The following is a 15809-nucleotide window of genomic DNA, read 5'->3' as shown; positions in this document are numbered from 1 at the left end:
AGCCGGTCGTCAGGTCGGCCCCCTACGCGCACCAGTCGCGCGAGCGCCCGTTGACGCTGCGCGCGGTGTCGCCGGTGCCGAGGTCGACGAGCACGGTCGAGGTCGCGCTGAAGCCCGGCTCGCCCGGGTAGTCGTCCGGCCGGCCCTCGACCGAGACGGTCTCGACGGCGAGGTACTGCCCGTTCGGCGAGAGGCAGACGCCGCGGATGCGCCCCGTCGGCGAGGTGCGGAACACCTCCGAGGTGCCGGACGCGTCGACGCGGACGACGGAGTACTGGGTCGCCCCCGTCTCCGGCGCGTACTCGGCCTCGAGCTCGACGTAGCTCCCGGAGTCGAGGAGCAGGATCTGCACGGGCGACGCGGTCGCGCTCACGTCCGCCGGGGGGAGGGCGAGCGTCTCGACCGAACCGTCGGCCAGGTCGATCAGCGAGCCCGACTCCGGATCGGCGACCACGAGCCGGTTCGCGCCGGGCACGAATCCGCGCAGCTCCGCGTGCTGCCCGAGCGGGCTGATCGAGCCGGGCGTCAGCAGGTCGAGCAGGAGCACCGTGTCGTCGAGCGAGTGGGTGACGACGGAGGTGGTGCCGGGCACGAACATCCAGTCGCGCGCCCGCAGCGGCCCGCCGTCGATCCCGAGCACGGGGACCGCCTCGGCCTTCTGGTCGGTGAGGTCGTAGGAGTAGAGGGCGCGGTCGAGCGGGCCCGACGGCGCCCGCCCGGTGAAGGTCCAGCCGAGCACGCCCTTCTCGGGCGAGGAGTGCAGCTCGCGCACGGTCCCGGGGCCGGGCAGCGGGATGACGCCCTCGGAGCCGGTGTCGAGCGTGACCGTGCGGAGGAGGTTCGTGTCGTCCGGCTCGATGGTCACGACGACCAGCACCGGGCCGACGACGGCGTAGTCCTGGATCCGGTCGGCCGTGACGAGGACCCGGGCGTCGCCTCCGGAGAGCGGGCGGACGCGGACGGCGTCGGGCTGCGAGGGGTCGTCGGCGGTGCGGTCGAGGGTGAAGAGGTCGGGGTCCTTCGTGGTGAAGGAGGCGGAGACGTCGGCGGCCGAGCCTGTCGCGGCGCTGCGGGCGTCGTCGATCCCGATCTCGTAGCGGGTGGCGTAGCGGAGGGTGTCGGTGAAGGTGACGGCGAGCACGCCGCCGTCGAGCTCGGTGGTGTGCGGGGCGTCCGGGGCGACGCGGACGCGGTCGAGCGCGTCGGGCTCGAGCGCCTGGTCGAGGAGCAGGCGGGCTCGGGAGCCGTCGCGCTCGACCACGCCGTCGGTGCTGACCTCGAGGGACGCGACCCGGGGCCCCTTCGCGACGGTGGCGGCGGTCAGGCCTCCGACCGCGAGGACGAGCACCGCGACGACCGCCCAGAAGAGCCGTGGGAAGCGGGAGGCGCCTGCGGAGTCGAGGCCGGGAGCGCCGCCATCGTCCTGTCGCCCGCTCTGCGCCGACGTGCCGCGCTCGGGAGTCGCGCCGGGCTCAGGATTCGCGCCGCGCTCAGTAGACATACGGCATCGCCGGCTCGTCGATCGGAGTGACCGCCTCCGGCTCCAGCACGACCGCCTCGGCGCTGGTGACGCTCGGGTTCGCGCCGAAGCCGCCGCTCGCCTCCAGCCACTGCCCCTCCGACCAGGTGTCGGCCCAGCCGGCCTGGTAGACCGGCACGCCCACCGGCTGCGCGTCCACCGCGCAGCAGGTGACGACGAAGCGGGCGATGTAGAAGACGTTCTCGGGGTCGGAGGCGTCGGGGGTCACGAATCCGCTCACCGTCGCCGTGCGGCCGGCGAGGAACTGCTCGCTCGCGCCCTGACGCAGCAGGGTCGCCCAGTCGCGCACGCTGAAGGAGGCCGTGTCGCCGGTGGGCGCCGCGGCGGTCACGGAGGCGTCGACGGCGCTGGTGTTGACCTCGCGCTGCGTCGCGGTCGAGGCGGTGAGGGCGGCCGGCGGGAGCACGAGCAGGGCGACGGCGGCGGAGGCGATCACCGCGACTCCGGCCGCGACCGCGACCACCCGGCGCCAGGGGCGGGCGGGTGCGGGGGCGTGGAGGTGCTCGACGTCGTCCTCGTGCTCGTGCTCGTGCTCGTGGGCGTCCTCCTCGGCGCCCGGCACGACCGCGAACGCCGCGATCAGCAGCACTCCGGCGATCACCGCGAGCACCACCGAGAACTCGAAGTAGCGGGGGTGGATGTAGAGGCCGAGCCGACCGGTCGCCGCGAGCCACAGGGTCGAGACGACGCCGATCAGGCTGAGGACGACGCCCTTCCAGCGAGCGAGGAGGCGCTCAGAGCGCATAGTTCACCGCCAGTCCCAGCACGGCCGCGGCGAGGGCGACCAGCACGGTGACGCGCACCAGCGTCGCGGCCGAGAACGTGGTGCGGAGCAGCGCGAGCATCTTGACGTCGATCATCGGGCCGAAGACGAGGAATGCGATGATGCCTCCCGGCAGGAACGTGGAGCCGAACGAGAGCACGAAGAACGCGTCGACGTTCGAGCAGATCGAGATGACGAACGCGAGGACCATCAGCGCCAGCACCGACCAGAGCGGGTCGCCGCCGAGCGTGGTCAGTACATCGCGCGAGACGCCGACCTGGATCAGCCCCGCGATGGCGGCGCCGACGAACAGCGCCGGCATCATCGCCCCGGTCTCCTCGGCGAACAGCAGCACGCTGCGCCGGGAGCGGTCGCGGAGGGAGCGGGACGGCCGCTCGCCCGCCTCGCACGCCGCGCGGAAGCGGTCGGTGAGCAGGCTCATCGGCTCGGAGTGGCGGCTGAAGATCCAGCCGACGAGGTTCGCGATCACGAAGCCGCCGACGATGCGCCAGACGAGGATCCCGTCGGCCCAGCCGAAGGCCTGGTAGGTCGTGACGATGGTGATCGGATTCACGATCGGCGCGGCGAGGAGGAACGTCATCGACTCCGACACCGAGAGGCCCTTGACGATCAGCCCGCGCGCGAGCGGCACGTTGCCGCACTCGCAGACCGGGAGGAGCACGCCGAGCAGCGAGATCACGAGGCGCCGCGGGAGCGCCCGCTTCGGCAGGATCCTCAGCAGCACGGCCTCGGGCACCCACAGCTGCACCGCGATCGAGAGGACGATGCCGAGGAACACGAACGGCAGCGACTCGATGACGACGCTGATCGAGAGGGTGAGGAAGTCGCGCACCGCGTCCGAGAGGGCGTCGCCCGCCGCGTCCGGGGCGAGCAGGCGCGTCGCCACGAGGACGGCGACCAGGGCGAGCCCGAGGAGCGGCCCGCGCCGCGACCGCCGGGCGCCCGGGGACGCGCGGGTCGGGGCGGCGAGCGCGGATTCGGGGGACATCCCGACCCATCGTAGGCGGGGGCCCTGCGCGGGCCGGCGCGGGGCGCGGCTGCGACGTACCCGGCGAGTGTGAGCCCGGCCCCGCGAGGTCCGGCCGCCCGCGAGTGTCCGATGGTCGTCGCACTCGCGCTCGAGTGCGACGACTTCTGGACACTCGGTGCGAGGGCGGGCGCCGAGGGTCGCGGGAGGCGGGCGCGGCACTCGCGCAGAAGCCCTCCGGGTGCAGGATGAGCGCATGCCCGCCTCCCCCGCGCACCCCCTCCGCGTGCGGATGCAGCCGCGCGCGATCGACGAGGCGCACCGCGTCTCGAGTCCGCTCGAGCTGCTCGTCGACCTGACCTTCGTCGTCGCGATCGCGCAGATCGCCCAGCAGCTCGCCCACGCGACCGAGGAGGGGCACCTCGCCGAGGGGCTCCTCCCCTTCGGCATGGTGTTCTTCGCGATCTGGTGGGCGTGGATGAACTTCACCTGGTTCGCGTCCGGGTACGACACCGACGATGTGCCGTACCGGCTGCTGACGCTCGCCCAGATGGGCGGCGTCCTGGTGCTCGCGGCGGGAGTGCCGGCCGGCTTCGAGGAGGGCGACTACCGGGCGATCACCATCGGCTACGCGATCATGCGGTTCGCGCTGGTGAGCCAGTGGATCCGCGTCGCCGTGTCCACTCCGGAGCACCGCACCTCCGCCGTGCGCAACGCCGTCGGCTTCTCGATCGTGCAGGTCGGCTGGCTGCTGCGGCTGCTCCTGCCCGAGGAGGTCGGGGTGGTGAGCTTCCTGCTCCTGGTCGCCTGCGAGCTGGCGGTGCCCCTCTGGGCGCAGCGGGCGGGGGACGCGAACTGGCATCCGCACCACGTCGCCGAGCGGTACGGGCTGTTCACGATCATCCTGCTCGGCGAGGGCGTCCTCGCGGCGGTGATGGGCGTGCAGCGGGCGGTGACGGAGGCGGGCGTCAGCACCTCGCTCGTGCTGGTCGCGGCCTGCGGGCTGGTGATCGTGTTCGCGCTGTGGTGGCTGTCGTTCTCGCATCCCTCCGGCGAGCTGCTGGAGCGGCGGCGCGGCCTCTCCTACCGCTGGGGCTACGCGCACTTCGCGGCGTTCGCGGCCCTCGCGGCGCTGGGATCCGGGCTGGAGGCGGCCGTCGCCGCGACCGCGGGCCACCACGAGGCGTCCGACACGGTGATCGGCGCGGCCGTCGCGGTCCCGGTCGCGGTCTTCGTCCTGACCCTGTGGGCGGTGCACGCGCCGCTCGGCGAGCACCAGCCGATGCCCGCGCGCCTGGCTCTCCCCGGTGTCGCGCTGGCGCTCGCGACTCCGCTCGTGGCGGGGACGCTCGGCGTGGGCGGGGTGCTGGTCGCGCTGGCCGCGGTCTCGGCGGGGCTGGTCGCCGCGGTGGTGGGGCGCGGGCGCACCGTGGAGTGACGGGGTCGGCGGGCGAGGCGCGTCGCCGTCCCGAGAGGCGCGTCCGGCACCTCGAGACACCGCCCTCGTCGGCGAGACGCCGGCCCGGCGGCGGTGTCCCGGCGTGAGCGGAACGCCTCGACGACCGCACTGCGGCAGCGGCTACCCCCGGCGCGGCAGCGGCTCCGGGCGGCGGGGCACCCAGCAGCGGACGCGCGAGCGGTAGCGCTCGAAGTCGGCGCCGAAGCGGACGGCGAGGTCCGCCTCCTCCAGCGGGCGCACGGCCCGGTTCCAGACGACGGCGCCGACGAGTGCGTACAGCACGACCAGCCACGACGAGAGCAGCAGCCCGACCGCCGCTCCCTGCACGATGCCGGCGACCGCCATCGGGTTGCGGACCCAGCGGTAGGGGCCGGCGATCACCAGCCGGTTGGTCATCGCGATCGGCAGCGGCGTGCCGTCGCCGAGGAGCGACATCGTGAGCCCCGACCAGATCCCGAGCGCGCTCGCCGCGACCAGCAGCAGGACGCCGACGCCGACGACCGCGGGCGGTGTCGCTCCGAGGCTCACGCCCCAGCGCTCCTCCAGCGCAGCGATCACCAGCGGGACGACGACCAGCGCGCCACCCCAGAACACCGCGATCTGCCCGAGGGTCGCGGCGAGGTGCGATCCGGGTCGGCGGCCCGCGGTCGCGACCCGGAAGGAGAAGGGACCGGAGGCGATCCAGCGCGTGGGCACCCGGCCGAGCAGGAGCAGGCACGCCGCAACGACGGAGCCGCCCGCCGCGGCGAGCATCGCGACGACGCCCCAGCCCGCCTCCCCCGTCAGGGTGGCCCAGACGGCCAGGGCGACCGCGACGAGGAGCGTCCAGGCCGTCGCGGTGACGGCCGCCCAGCGGATCCCGGCCGCGGCCAGAGCGGAGGCGCCGACGAACAGCGGGAGGTCGAGTGCCGCGACAGGGACGGGATCGAGGCTGCCGAGCGTCGCGATCCGCACCGCGGGGACGAGCGCCACGGCGACCCACCAGACCGCTCCGCCGAGGGCCTGCACGGCGAAGTAGAGGCGTCCCCAGGGCATGGCCGCACGGTACTTCATAGCTGAACCCAAGGAACGACCCAGGGCGTTGACGGGCTCAGCGCCCTAGGCTCGGAACCAGTTCCCGCCGCCTCCACGAGAAGCGGCCCACCACGACGCCAAGGACGACGCCGATGAACCGCACGACCGTGATCACCGCACTCGCCTGCGGGCTCCTCCTCACCGCCGCCGCAGCCACTCCCGCTGTCGCCGCGACCTCGGACACCGCCGGGGACTCCACCCGCTCCGTCGACGAATTCGGCGTTCTCGCCGCGACGGACGGCGACACGCTGCTGATCAACGGGCGCGCCTTCCTCCTCGAGTAGGCCCTCCCCGCAGGGCACGGCCGCGAGGACGCCACTCGCGACGCCGGCCTTCTGACCCGCCACTGCGTCGACGTCGACGGCACCCCGGCCGTGTTCCTGGTGACGACGGTGCACGGCTTCTCCGGGCCCGAGATCCTGCCCGCCTACCGCGAGGCGCTGCGGCACCCGCGCACCGCGCACCTGGTGTCGATCTCGGACAGCGACCGCTCCCCCGAGCTCGACTACGCGGCGACGGTGCACCACGGGATCGACGTGGACGGCTTCCCCGCCGGATCCGGAGGCGAGGACCTCGTGATCCTCGGCCGGATCCACCCCGACAAGGGCACGGCGGAGGCGGTCCGGATCGCCGCCGCGGCCGGGCGCCGACTCCTCATCTGCGGCATCGTGCAGGACGAGCGCTACTGGCACGAGGAGGTCGAGCCGCTCGTCGACGGGACGCACGTCGTCTACCGCGGCTCGGTCGGGCCGGAGGAGCGCGCCCTCGTGCTCGGCGGGGCGCTCGCGCTCCTGCATCCGATCGGCTTCGACGAGCCGTTCGGCCTCTCCGTCGTCGAGGCGATGGCGTGCGGGACGCCGGTGATCGCGTACCGCCGCGGATCCATGGCCGAGATCATCGACGAGGGCGTCACCGGGTTCGCGGTGTCGTCACGGGAGGAGGCGGTCGCCGCGGTCGAGCGGGTCGGGCTCCTCGACCGCGCGGCCGTGCGAGAGACGGCGCGCCGCCGCTTCGCGGTGGATCGGATGGTCGACGAGTACCTGGCGGTGTACGCGGGAGTGCTGGGGCGCTGACGCCGGTGTCACGTCGGCATCGGATGCGCGCGTGACTCCCGGCCCTCTTCACCGAGTCGCCCGGGAGGGCTCGTTCTCGACGCTAAGAACGAGCCCTCCCGGGCGACTGAGCGATGCTGATAGGAAGAGGCCGTGCCTCGACCTCATCTCTTCGTCACCCGCGGAAGCCTCCTCCACTTCGCCTGCGACGCGTGGCTCCTGCCGACGGACCGCTTCCTCTCGTTCACCGACTTCTGGCGCGGGGTGCCGCAGCTGGAGAATCGCGCACGCGCCGTACTGACTCCGGAGTTCTCGGACGGCCGACAGGCGGCACTGCCGCTCGCGCCGCGCGACGGCGAGCCCACTCCCGTCCTCACCGCCGTCCCCGATCGCGCCGTGCGCGACGCCGAGGACAGCGAAGGACTCGCCGACATCGCCCGCCGCCTCCGGGCCTTCGTCGAGGTCGCCGCGCAGACGGCGACGAGGGATCGGCGCACGAGGCGGCCGCTGCCACTCCTGGCCGTGCCGCTCTTCGCGACGGCGGGCGGCGGATCAGGGACCCTCCGCGACGCCGTGCTCGCCCAGCAGCTCCGCGTGCTGCGGGAGGCCGCCGAGGCGTTCGAGGTCGACATCGCGATCGTCACCCTCCGCGCCGACGTCCACGCCTTCGCCCAGTCCAGGCGGCGACTCGATCCCGCGACGTCCTGGCCCGAGCTGGAGGCTCCGGCCCTCGAGGAGGCGCAGAGCCTCGCCGAGCGCGCCCGGCGCCGCCGGCTCGTGCCCTTCCTCGGCGCCGGGACCAGCGTCAGCGCCGGCGGCCCGTCCTGGGACGGACTGCTCGAGGAGCTCGGTCGCGAGATCGGACTCGACTCCGAGACGTCCGCGGTCCTCAGCGGGAAGAACGTGCTCGACCAGGCGTCCTACCTCGCGACGCTGTTCGACGAGGAGCAGCCCGGACGGTTCGCCGAGGCCGTCGCCCGTGAGATCGGATCCCTCGAGCGGTACGGTCTCGCTCCGGCGCTCCTCACCGCGATCGACTCCGAGCAGGCCATCACGCTCAACTACGACCGCCTCTTCGAGACGGCGTCCGAGGACGCGGGCGTCCCCCGCGCCGTCATCCCCGGCGACCACGAGGGCGACCACGAGCGCTGGCTGCTCAAGCTCCACGGCACCGTCGACGACCCGTCCTCGATCGTCCTCACCCGCGACGACTACCTCGGCTTCGACTCCTCCCGCCGCGCCCTCTCCTCGATCGTGAAGGCCACCCTCGCGACCCGGCACCTGCTCTTCGTCGGCTTCGGCCTCACCGACGACCACTTCCACGAGATCGTCCACGACGTCCGCCGCGCGTTCCCCTCCTCCGCCTCGGGAACGCTCGCGACCGCGCTCACCCTCTTCGCGGATCCGCTCGACGAGCGCCTCTGGCAGGGGAGGCTGCGGCTCGTGCCGATGCTGCCGGTGCCCCGCGATCCGTCCCGCGTCGGCGAGGCCGCCCGCGTCCTCGAGATCTTCCTCGACGCCCTCGCCGCCTTCGCGACGGACGCCCACTCGTACCTCCTCGCGCGAGGGCACGAGAGCGCGATGACCGAGGCGGAGATACGGCTGCGGGAGCGGTTGGCCGGGCTGCTCCGGGAGGCGACGGCGGAGGAACGGGCGACCGGGGCGTGGCAGGAAGTCGCGGGGATGAGTGAGCGGTTGGGTGGGGACATCCGATGACGTCACGGACTCGGGAGGCCCGGGACGGTTCTGACGTGGACGATCTCGACGGGGGCGCGCACTGCTCGCCTCGCCGCTCGGTCTCACGCCCGCACGAACCGCCTCGCCGGCTTCCCCACAGCCCCCGACGCCAGCTCGCCCGTCTCGCGGAGGAACGGCAGCATCGCCCGGCGGAAGCTGTCCCGCATCAGCGGCTCGCCGGCGACCTGCTCGTGCAGGTCGTGCAGCTGTCGCATGGTGAACGGCTCGGCGACGAGGCGGTACGGGTCGGGGCGGTTCCGGTACTCCTCGCTGATGGTGAGCAGCGCGCGCGCGACGATTTCGTCGTGGTCGAAGGCGAGAGGTCCCTTCTCGGCGACGGGCACGGCGAGACCCGACGCCTGCGTCGCCTCCCAGGGCGCGACCGCGAGGTACGCCACCGACATCACCCAGCCGCGGTCGTCCCGCTCCGGAGCGTCGAAGACGTGCAGCTGGCGCAGCTCGACGCCCTCGATGCCCGTCTTCGTCCGCAGTCCGCGTCGAACGGCGTCGTCGAGGCGCTCCCGCTCGTGGACGAAGGTGCCGGGGAGGCGACGGCCGTACCCGTCCTCGATGAGGACGATCGAGAGCGGGCCGCCGGGAGGCACGGTGAGCACCGCCGCGTCCACGGCGACGGACGGACGCGGATGATCGGTCAGCTCTGCGGATCCCATCTAGTAATTGAAGCAGAAGTGCGCTAACTTCGCCTCAGGGAGATAGCGCAGATCCGCGCTAAACAGAACGGGGGCAGACATGACCACAGACAGGACGAAGCTGACGTCGATCCAGACGGACCGGGCGGTCGGCGCGATCGTCGCCTCCGCGGCCGCCGACGCGCTGGGCGCTCCGTACGAGTTCCACCCGCCGCTCGCCGACGGCGTTCCTGTCCGGCTGCACGCGGGCGGCGGCTGGGATCTCGGCGAGTGGACCGACGACACGAGCATGGCGATCCCGATCCTCGAGGAGCTCGCGGCCGGCGCCTCCCTCGACGATCCCGAGACGCTGCACCGCATCGGCAGGCAGTGGCGGACCTGGGCCGGGACCGCGAAGGACGTCGGCATCCAGATCCGCCGCGTGCTGTCCACGGCCCCCGGGGCGAGCGAGTCCGAGCTGCGCGCCACGGCGGAGCAGGTGCACCGGTCCACCGGACGCTCGGCCGGGAACGGCTCGCTCATGCGCACCGGCCCGGTCGCGCTCGGCCTGCTGCACGCGGACGACGCGACCCTCGCGGCCGCCGCCCGTCGGCTGAGCGACCTGACGCACTTCGAGGACGACGCCGGAGACGCGTGCGTGCTGTGGTCGCTCGCGATCCGCCACGCGATCCTCGAGGGCGCCTTCGACGTCCGCAGTGGCATCACCGCGCTGCCCGAGGAGCGGCGGACGCTGTGGTCGGAGCGCTTCGACGTCGCCGAGCGGACCGCGCACCCGAAGGACATCCCCGGGAGCAACGGCTGGGTCGTCGCGGCGATCCAGGCCGCCTGGTGCGCCCTCACGCACAGCACGACCCTCCAGGAGGCGATCGAGCTGGCCGTCCGCAGCGGCAACGACACGGACACGGTCGCGGCGATCGCCGGGTCGCTCGCCGGCGCCCGCTGGGGACGCTCAGCTGTTCCCGCCGCGTGGCTCCGGCACCTGCACGGCTGGCCCGGGCAGACCGTTGACGACCTGGTGCGCAGCGCCGTGCTCGCCACCCGCCGAGGCGTCGCCGGCGAGAACGGCTGGCCGGCCGCCGCGCGTTGGCCGGTGAGCGGCCTGCCCGCCACGCTCGTCGTCCACCCGCACGACGACGGCGTGCTCCTCGGGGACCTGACCGCCCTGGACACCCTCGCCGAGGACGGCACCGGCCCGCGCGTCGACGCCGTCGTCTCGCTGTGCCGGGTGGGCCGCGAGCAGGTGCCGGCCTTCATCGGCGCGCGGACCGCGGTCTGGCTGGTCGACCAGGACGGCGGCAACGCCGATCCGGCCGGCGTGCTCGCGGATGCGGCCGACTCCGTCGCCGCCTACCGGGCCGAGGGCCTGACCGTGCTCGTGCACTGCTTCGAGGGGCGGAGCCGGACGCCCTCCGTCGGAGCCGCGTACAGCGTCCGGCACCTCGGTATCCCCGCCGACCAGGCGCTCCAGGAGGTCAGCGCGGTGCTGCCGCGGGCGCGGCCGGCGCGGTTCCTGGTGGATGCGGTGCACGCGGTGCGGCCAGCGGAGGTGGAGATCGATGGCTGAGTTCACGCCCGGCGATCTCGGCTTCGTAGTGGCCCATCTACTCGGAGGTCCCCTCGACGGCACCAGCTACGGCGATAATGCTGTCTTCCCCGACGGCCTGCCCGGGACGTCGATTTCCGTCCCGCTGCCCGATACGGACGGGCTCATGGCGACGTACCAGCGGAAGCCCGAGCAGGCGGCGGACGGCGATTGGGTCTACACCTTCGTCGGACTGGAGAACGGCCTCAGCGCTCCGCCGATGGCTGCACCGACAGAAGCCTATGACGAGGATGAGGACATGCCCGTACCGGACCCCGCCGAACGTTTCACCCACGAGCAGGGCTGGTGGATCGCCAGCGAGCTGTGCCGCCGGCACTCCCGGCTCTCGGCTTTCGCAGCCATCTTCCTCGACGGTCACTATCACGGGCCGCAGGTCGTCGATCGGCTCCGCCCTTCCTCTCCCGGCGTCTTCTTCAATCAGAAGGGTCGCATCCACTTCCTCGGACTCCGACCCGAAGTGGAGCCGATCACGTGGCAGGAAGTCCTCGCGGCGGAGAACCCGCACGAGATCGTCCAGCGGATCGAAGTGACGCTCGGCCTCGGTTCATCCTCCGCCGACGCCACGACGGCACGATCGATCGGCTACCGAGTGGTCTCCGGCCTCCTGACTCGCGGCCTCAACGACCGTCGGCCCTGGGACGTCGTCTTCAGCATCGAGGACCACCTGACCCACATCTCCCCCGCCCCCGCGCTGCAGTCGTTCCCGAACCTCCCGATACCGTCCGGCCTCCGTGCTGAGGAGCTGGGCGACCGGCTCCGCCGCATCCTGGTCATGACGCGGGGCGGGGATCCGGTGCTCGCCGTTGATGAGGACGGCCGAGCGCACCTCCGGACCGGCGAGCACGTCGATCTCCTCACGGTCTACAAGCGGAGGAGGCGGCTCGACGATGTGCTCGACGAGGTGATGGAGCGGCTGGAGCCCTGAGAGCGGGTGCCCTGCCGCGTCGTCGAACAGGGCGACCGTTCCTTCAGAGGGAGAAGTAGTAATCCCTCAGCAGCGCCGCCATCTGCTTGCGCCGCTCGATGAGGAAGGACGGGTAGTCGGCGGCCGTCGCCTCGAGCAGGCTCTCGGGTACCGCGGAGGAGCGGAGGTTGGCGAGCAGCTCGGCCTCGGTCGTGATGTCGCCGAGGTCCGGCGTTCCCGCTTCGATCTGCGCCCGCACGCGCGCTCCGTACTCGGCCGGCGCGAGCCTGCCGATGCGGATGTTGACCGGCGTCTCCGCGAGGACGTAGTTCGCGATCTGGTTGCGGTCAGCGGCATCGTTGATCCCGCTCGCCTGAAGGTACGCCTTCGGGAAGAGGTGGTGGATGTCGCCCATGCCCGAATCGCCGAGCATGTCCGACGCGCCCACGTGGTTCGAGAGGAACCCGCGCGCTCCGCGCTTCACCATCGCGGCCAGGTAGACGACGAAGTAGGGGCTCCGGCTGCTCGACGTGACCAGGTCGAGCGGAAGACCCTCCGTCCAGTACGCCTCGGACAGCGCACTGCGCTCGATCGACTCGAGGTAGGCCTGCGCTCCCATCTCACGGAGGCGCCGGAGGTCGAGCTCCCACGTGGTCTCGAAGCTGCCGGAGTGTCGGCCGAGGAGCATCGACATGACGAACCAGCGCCGCACGATCCTCTGGATCTCGGGCATGGGCAGCTCGCCCTCGTCCGACAGGCGCAGGAACAGGGCGTAAGCGAAGTTGACGGCGTTGCGCGAGGTGATCAGCGACGGCGAGATGAAGCCGGCGGAGGTCAGCGTCATCAGGAACTGCGTGAATCTGTAGCGGTTGGTGATCCGGTAGAGAGCGCGCTCGAGGCGCTCGAAGGACTCCTGCGCGATCGCGTCGTCGAACTTCTTGGTCTCGAAGTCGCGGCCGGACAGGTAGCTCACCATCGCGACCATGCGCCCGCGATCGAACTCGATCAGACCGGCGACCCGCAGGACGTCCTGGTAGGTCGGGTCGTAGAGGTCGCTCGCGTCGTCCTTGAGCCAGCTGATCTTCGCGAAGTAGTCGGTCTCGGCGAAGGTCGGGTCGTTCTCCTGGATGATCGCGTGGAAGTGCGGTGCGACGGCCATGTGCGAGAAGTAGTCGATGAACTTCCGCAGCTGCGCGCCGTACTCGCCGTAGGAGGCGATTTTGCTCATCGCGAAGTCGGCGGGTGTGAGCCGCGCGCCGCTCGAGTTGATGCGCACGAAGATCTCAGTGACGGTCTCGATGTCGAGGTTCTCCGCGAGGTCGATGATGCCCACCTGCCTGGTGCGCACGTTCATCAGCTTCGAGAAGTTCGTCTCGACGACCGAGCGGTCGGCCTCGGGGTTCTTCTCGAGGTACTCGCGGACGAGGCCGAAGAGGTTCTCGGGCTTCATCACGGCAGCGATGTCCGGCAGCCACTCCGGGTTGTTCCGGAGGACCGGGGTGTAGGTCTCGAAGCTCTCCGTCAGCGGGTTGAACGCGATCTGCATCCGCGTCTTCTTGTAGTCCTTCGTGACGATGGAGCCGCCGGCGAGCGCCGTCGTCAGCGCCGTCACCCGCTGCTGGCCGTCGATCAGGATCTGCTTGGACCCCGACAGCGAACCGTCCTTGAGGCGCACCGCCGTGTTCTGCCAGGTGATGAGGTACCCGACGGGATAGCCCTGGTAGAGCGAGTCGATCAGATCGCGCACCTTCGTGCTCGTCCATACGAACGGCCTCTGGATCTCGGGGATCGCGATCTTGCCGGTCTCCACCCAGTTGAGCACATTGCCCACCGAGTGCTGGGCGACGGTGTACTTGTCCATGGGTAGGGAGCCTTTCGCAGGGGGACGGACGGAGGGTGGCAGCGACCACCGACATGTCGAGGAGGTCAGGACATGCGCAGCGGAGGCGAAGGCGTGCCGCTCCACGCCAGGGCAGACTGATCGCGGGCGCTCTCCTTAGCGACACGATCAGCTTCAGCTTCAGAAAACATCTTCACCGTTCGTCGTCAGAGGACCGGACCGTCGGCTCGAGACCTTTTTCCCGCAGATGGGCAAGCGCCCGCTCGACGATCTCAATCTTCCGCTTCAGATCTTTGAGAGATCCCGCGGACGCGTCGGAGAACTCGTCGAGACGCTCGTGTTGACGGCGAATCTCGATCTCGGTGCGAGTAAGAATCGCCCACACCTCCGGATCGGGCTCGAGGTGCCGCTTCTGGCGAAGGAGCGAGACCGCGAGGCGTTGCACGATGATTGCCTCGACAACGTCGGCGGTGGTGCCGGGACTGGCAAGCCCGAACGCGATTCCTCCGCCGCCTGCAGTGACCAACGAGCCTGCCGTCAGCAATCCCCCGATCATGCCACCCGGACCGAAGCTAGCCAGAGCACTGGTTATGACGGCCGCTCCTGCCAGACCGGGACCTGCCGCAAGGGCGAGCCCCCCCGCCGCCACGACCATTGCGGCTGCGCCCGCACCGATGGCGCCCCACTTGATCCAGCTGAGTCCCCGAGGTCCGGTCAGGGCGGCTTGCGCTTCCTTCGTCGCCGCGAACACATCCGTACCGAAACGACTGGTGAGCCCCAACTCGGCGGTCAGGTCCGCCATGGCGGCCTGCCACTTCTCACGGGGGATACTGATCTCGAAGGGCTTGATGACATTCTCTGAGGCAAGAACGGTCATGAGAGCGGCCGCCTGCTCCTTGTCGAGGTGACCTATCGGACGCGGTTCCGGCGCTACGGCCTTTGTGTCCGTGAGATCGAACCTCAGCCGTGCGATCTCAAGAGGAAGCGGGCGGTTTTCCCGAACGTTTCGCGCACGAATCTCCTCCAGCGAGAACGCTTGCACATAACGGAGTGCGCCGGCGAAGCGCTCCGCCACATCACCTTCAAGGTTCGCCCCCACCAGGTGGGCGTAGCGCAGGGCGAGCAGGCCCGCCATCTCGACTCCGTCGAGGGGGATGTCGAGCCCCCTGTCGATCATGTCGATTTCCCTCGAACGAGAGCCGAAGAGCCCGAATCCGATCACCTCCGCCACAACCGCAGTCGAGAGGTAGTCCACTGCGGAGTGCGCACGCTTGTCTATAGGCGCTTGTCTGGTCTGCACTCGGAAGTCGAGCAGGTAGTCGAAGACCGATGAGAGCCCTCGATGAGCAGCAACTGGGTCCGGAGCATTCCACACGTTGACCCACCAGCCGAGATTCGCCGGAGGCTCTCTCACCGCATCGCGAAGCTTATCGACATCAAACCCTCCGTTTCCGAGTGGGCTGCCGATGGTAAGCAGACCGATGACTCTCACGGCGACCGGAAGCCGTCGGATCAAGTCCGCAGCGATGACCGAACCGAGGCTGTGGCCGACGATTAAGAGGTCGCCCGTGTCAGGCAGAGAGCGCAGAATCAGATTCAGCACCTCAGCGCGGATGTGCGGCTCATTAAGGTAGTTGTGCGCCTGTTTGAACGGAGGCAGACGGGTCACCGCGCCAACAGCAACGTCGCCGCCCACCCAACCGATTCCGGGGTCTTGGCGACCCAACCGGATTTCCATCGCTGCTGTCCGCTCCTCGAACTCGCGGCGGTTCTTCCTCGCCGCCTCTCGAGTGGGTGGCTTGACCGTGATCGCAGGGATCGGTTCCCGCGCATTCGCCCCCCGCAATGCATGCGGGTACTTGGGGGCGACAACGTTTACCGCGTCAAGATCGGGGTAGCCAAGTTTGAGGAGAGCCGTGTTCAATGCTACTTCCCAGGCGTCGTCTTGATCTCCGGTGCCGATGCCGTGCAGGAAGAGCAGAGTGGGACCGGTGGACATGAGCAGCTCCATTTCTCGCCATAGGTCCCCGAGCGAGGACGAAACTGGCCTTCGCCGAGACTACAGACGGCACACGTAGCGCATCGACATGGCCTGGACGACCAGCTGTTAGACAAGCGGACTGGAGGCGCCTCGGCGCCGACGGGGAGAGAGTTTTGTCTCGATCCCGCCGCTCACACCCCGCCCCGCCCCCACTCCCC

Annotated in this window: 13 protein-coding genes; 6 read left to right on the top strand and 7 right to left on the bottom strand. The window is 71.0% G+C overall.

Features of this window, described 5'->3' with window-relative positions; genetic code table 11:
- Positions 1-22: 22 nt before the first annotated feature.
- Genes C5C53_RS15390 through C5C53_RS15380 form a run of 3 tightly spaced genes read right to left on the bottom strand, consistent with a single transcriptional unit; the run spans position 23 to position 3312 of the window.
- Positions 23-1501, bottom strand: a complete 1479-nt coding sequence (locus C5C53_RS15390) for a hypothetical protein (RefSeq protein WP_104267938.1) — start codon at positions 1499-1501, stop codon at positions 23-25.
- Positions 1491-2285 (bottom strand): TIGR03943 family putative permease subunit, encoded by a 795-nt coding sequence (locus tag C5C53_RS15385; RefSeq protein ID WP_104267937.1) that lies wholly within the window; start codon positions 2283-2285, stop codon positions 1491-1493. Before C5C53_RS15385 ends, C5C53_RS15390 begins: the two co-directional genes overlap by 11 nt.
- The gene (locus C5C53_RS15380) at positions 2275-3312 is read right to left on the bottom strand and encodes a permease (RefSeq protein ID WP_104267936.1); all 1038 of its coding nucleotides are present in this window, start codon (positions 3310-3312) and stop codon (positions 2275-2277) included. The genes C5C53_RS15385 and C5C53_RS15380 overlap by 11 nt, the downstream gene beginning before the upstream one ends.
- A 235-nt stretch (positions 3313-3547) precedes the next feature.
- On the opposite strand from C5C53_RS15380, the gene C5C53_RS15375 reads away from it, so the two are divergent.
- A complete protein-coding gene (locus C5C53_RS15375; protein ID WP_219813988.1) occupies positions 3548-4729 on the top strand; it encodes a low temperature requirement protein A in 1182 nt (393 codons plus the stop codon).
- Between the two features lie 141 nt (positions 4730-4870).
- On the opposite strand, the gene C5C53_RS15370 is transcribed toward C5C53_RS15375, so the two are convergent.
- Complete coding sequence (locus C5C53_RS15370) at positions 4871-5785, bottom strand: isoprenylcysteine carboxylmethyltransferase family protein (RefSeq protein ID WP_104267935.1); 915 nt, start codon at positions 5783-5785, stop codon at positions 4871-4873.
- A gap of 131 nt (positions 5786-5916) precedes the next feature.
- Between C5C53_RS15370 and C5C53_RS15365 the strand changes: the two genes are divergently transcribed.
- The 3 genes from C5C53_RS15365 to C5C53_RS15355 all read left to right on the top strand — a co-directional run bounded on the left by C5C53_RS15365 (position 5917) and on the right by C5C53_RS15355 (position 8592).
- Entirely contained in the window at positions 5917-6108 is a 192-nt protein-coding gene (locus C5C53_RS15365; protein WP_104223384.1) for a hypothetical protein, read from the top strand.
- 90 nt (positions 6109-6198) lie between these two features.
- Entirely contained in the window at positions 6199-6897 is a 699-nt protein-coding gene (locus C5C53_RS15360) for a glycosyltransferase (RefSeq protein WP_258075442.1), read from the top strand.
- Between the two features lie 132 nt (positions 6898-7029).
- A complete protein-coding gene (locus C5C53_RS15355) occupies positions 7030-8592 on the top strand; it encodes an SIR2 family protein (protein ID WP_104267933.1) in 1563 nt (520 codons plus the stop codon).
- 83 nt (positions 8593-8675) lie between these two features.
- Here the strand turns inward: C5C53_RS15355 and C5C53_RS15350 are convergent, their stop codons facing one another.
- Complete coding sequence (locus C5C53_RS15350; RefSeq protein WP_104267932.1) at positions 8676-9284, bottom strand: NUDIX hydrolase; 609 nt, start codon at positions 9282-9284, stop codon at positions 8676-8678.
- A 79-nt stretch (positions 9285-9363) separates the two neighbouring features.
- On the opposite strand from C5C53_RS15350, the gene C5C53_RS15345 reads away from it, so the two are divergent.
- On the top strand, positions 9364-10827 hold the full coding sequence (locus C5C53_RS15345) for an ADP-ribosylglycohydrolase family protein (protein WP_104267931.1): 1464 nt from the start codon (positions 9364-9366) through the stop codon (positions 10825-10827).
- A complete protein-coding gene (locus C5C53_RS15340) occupies positions 10820-11791 on the top strand; it encodes a hypothetical protein (RefSeq protein WP_104267930.1) in 972 nt (323 codons plus the stop codon). The genes C5C53_RS15345 and C5C53_RS15340 overlap by 8 nt, the downstream gene beginning before the upstream one ends.
- 43 nt (positions 11792-11834) lie before the next feature.
- On the opposite strand, the gene C5C53_RS15335 is transcribed toward C5C53_RS15340, so the two are convergent.
- Together C5C53_RS15335 and C5C53_RS15330 are read right to left on the bottom strand one after the other, a co-directional pair.
- Complete coding sequence (locus tag C5C53_RS15335) at positions 11835-13631, bottom strand: DUF262 domain-containing protein (RefSeq protein WP_104267929.1); 1797 nt, start codon at positions 13629-13631, stop codon at positions 11835-11837.
- Between the two features lie 172 nt (positions 13632-13803).
- On the bottom strand, positions 13804-15609 hold the full coding sequence (locus tag C5C53_RS15330) for a hypothetical protein (RefSeq protein WP_104267944.1): 1806 nt from the start codon (positions 15607-15609) through the stop codon (positions 13804-13806).
- Positions 15610-15809: the final 200 nt, after the last annotated feature.

Origin of the sequence: Rathayibacter sp. AY1E3, assembly GCF_002932235.1 — a bacterium.
GTDB lineage: Bacteria > Actinomycetota > Actinomycetes > Actinomycetales > Microbacteriaceae > Rathayibacter.
This window is presented reverse-complemented; position numbering and strand designations above follow the sequence as displayed.

Coding starts and splice junctions, on each gene's coding strand:
- C5C53_RS15390 (WP_104267938.1), bottom strand. CDS start 1,501: ATGTCTACTGAGCGCGGCGCGAATCCTGAGCCCGGCGCGACTCCCGAG.
- C5C53_RS15385 (WP_104267937.1), bottom strand. CDS start 2,285: ATGCGCTCTGAGCGCCTCCTCGCTCGCTGGAAGGGCGTCGTCCTCAGC.
- C5C53_RS15380 (WP_104267936.1), bottom strand. CDS start 3,312: ATGTCCCCCGAATCCGCGCTCGCCGCCCCGACCCGCGCGTCCCCGGGC.
- C5C53_RS15375 (WP_219813988.1), top strand. CDS start 3,548: ATGCCCGCCTCCCCCGCGCACCCCCTCCGCGTGCGGATGCAGCCGCGC.
- C5C53_RS15370 (WP_104267935.1), bottom strand. CDS start 5,785: ATGCCCTGGGGACGCCTCTACTTCGCCGTGCAGGCCCTCGGCGGAGCG.
- C5C53_RS15365 (WP_104223384.1), top strand. CDS start 5,917: ATGAACCGCACGACCGTGATCACCGCACTCGCCTGCGGGCTCCTCCTC.
- C5C53_RS15350 (WP_104267932.1), bottom strand. CDS start 9,284: ATGGGATCCGCAGAGCTGACCGATCATCCGCGTCCGTCCGTCGCCGTG.
- C5C53_RS15345 (WP_104267931.1), top strand. CDS start 9,364: ATGACCACAGACAGGACGAAGCTGACGTCGATCCAGACGGACCGGGCG.
- C5C53_RS15340 (WP_104267930.1), top strand. CDS start 10,820: ATGGCTGAGTTCACGCCCGGCGATCTCGGCTTCGTAGTGGCCCATCTA.
- C5C53_RS15335 (WP_104267929.1), bottom strand. CDS start 13,631: ATGGACAAGTACACCGTCGCCCAGCACTCGGTGGGCAATGTGCTCAAC.
- C5C53_RS15330 (WP_104267944.1), bottom strand. CDS start 15,609: ATGTCCACCGGTCCCACTCTGCTCTTCCTGCACGGCATCGGCACCGGA.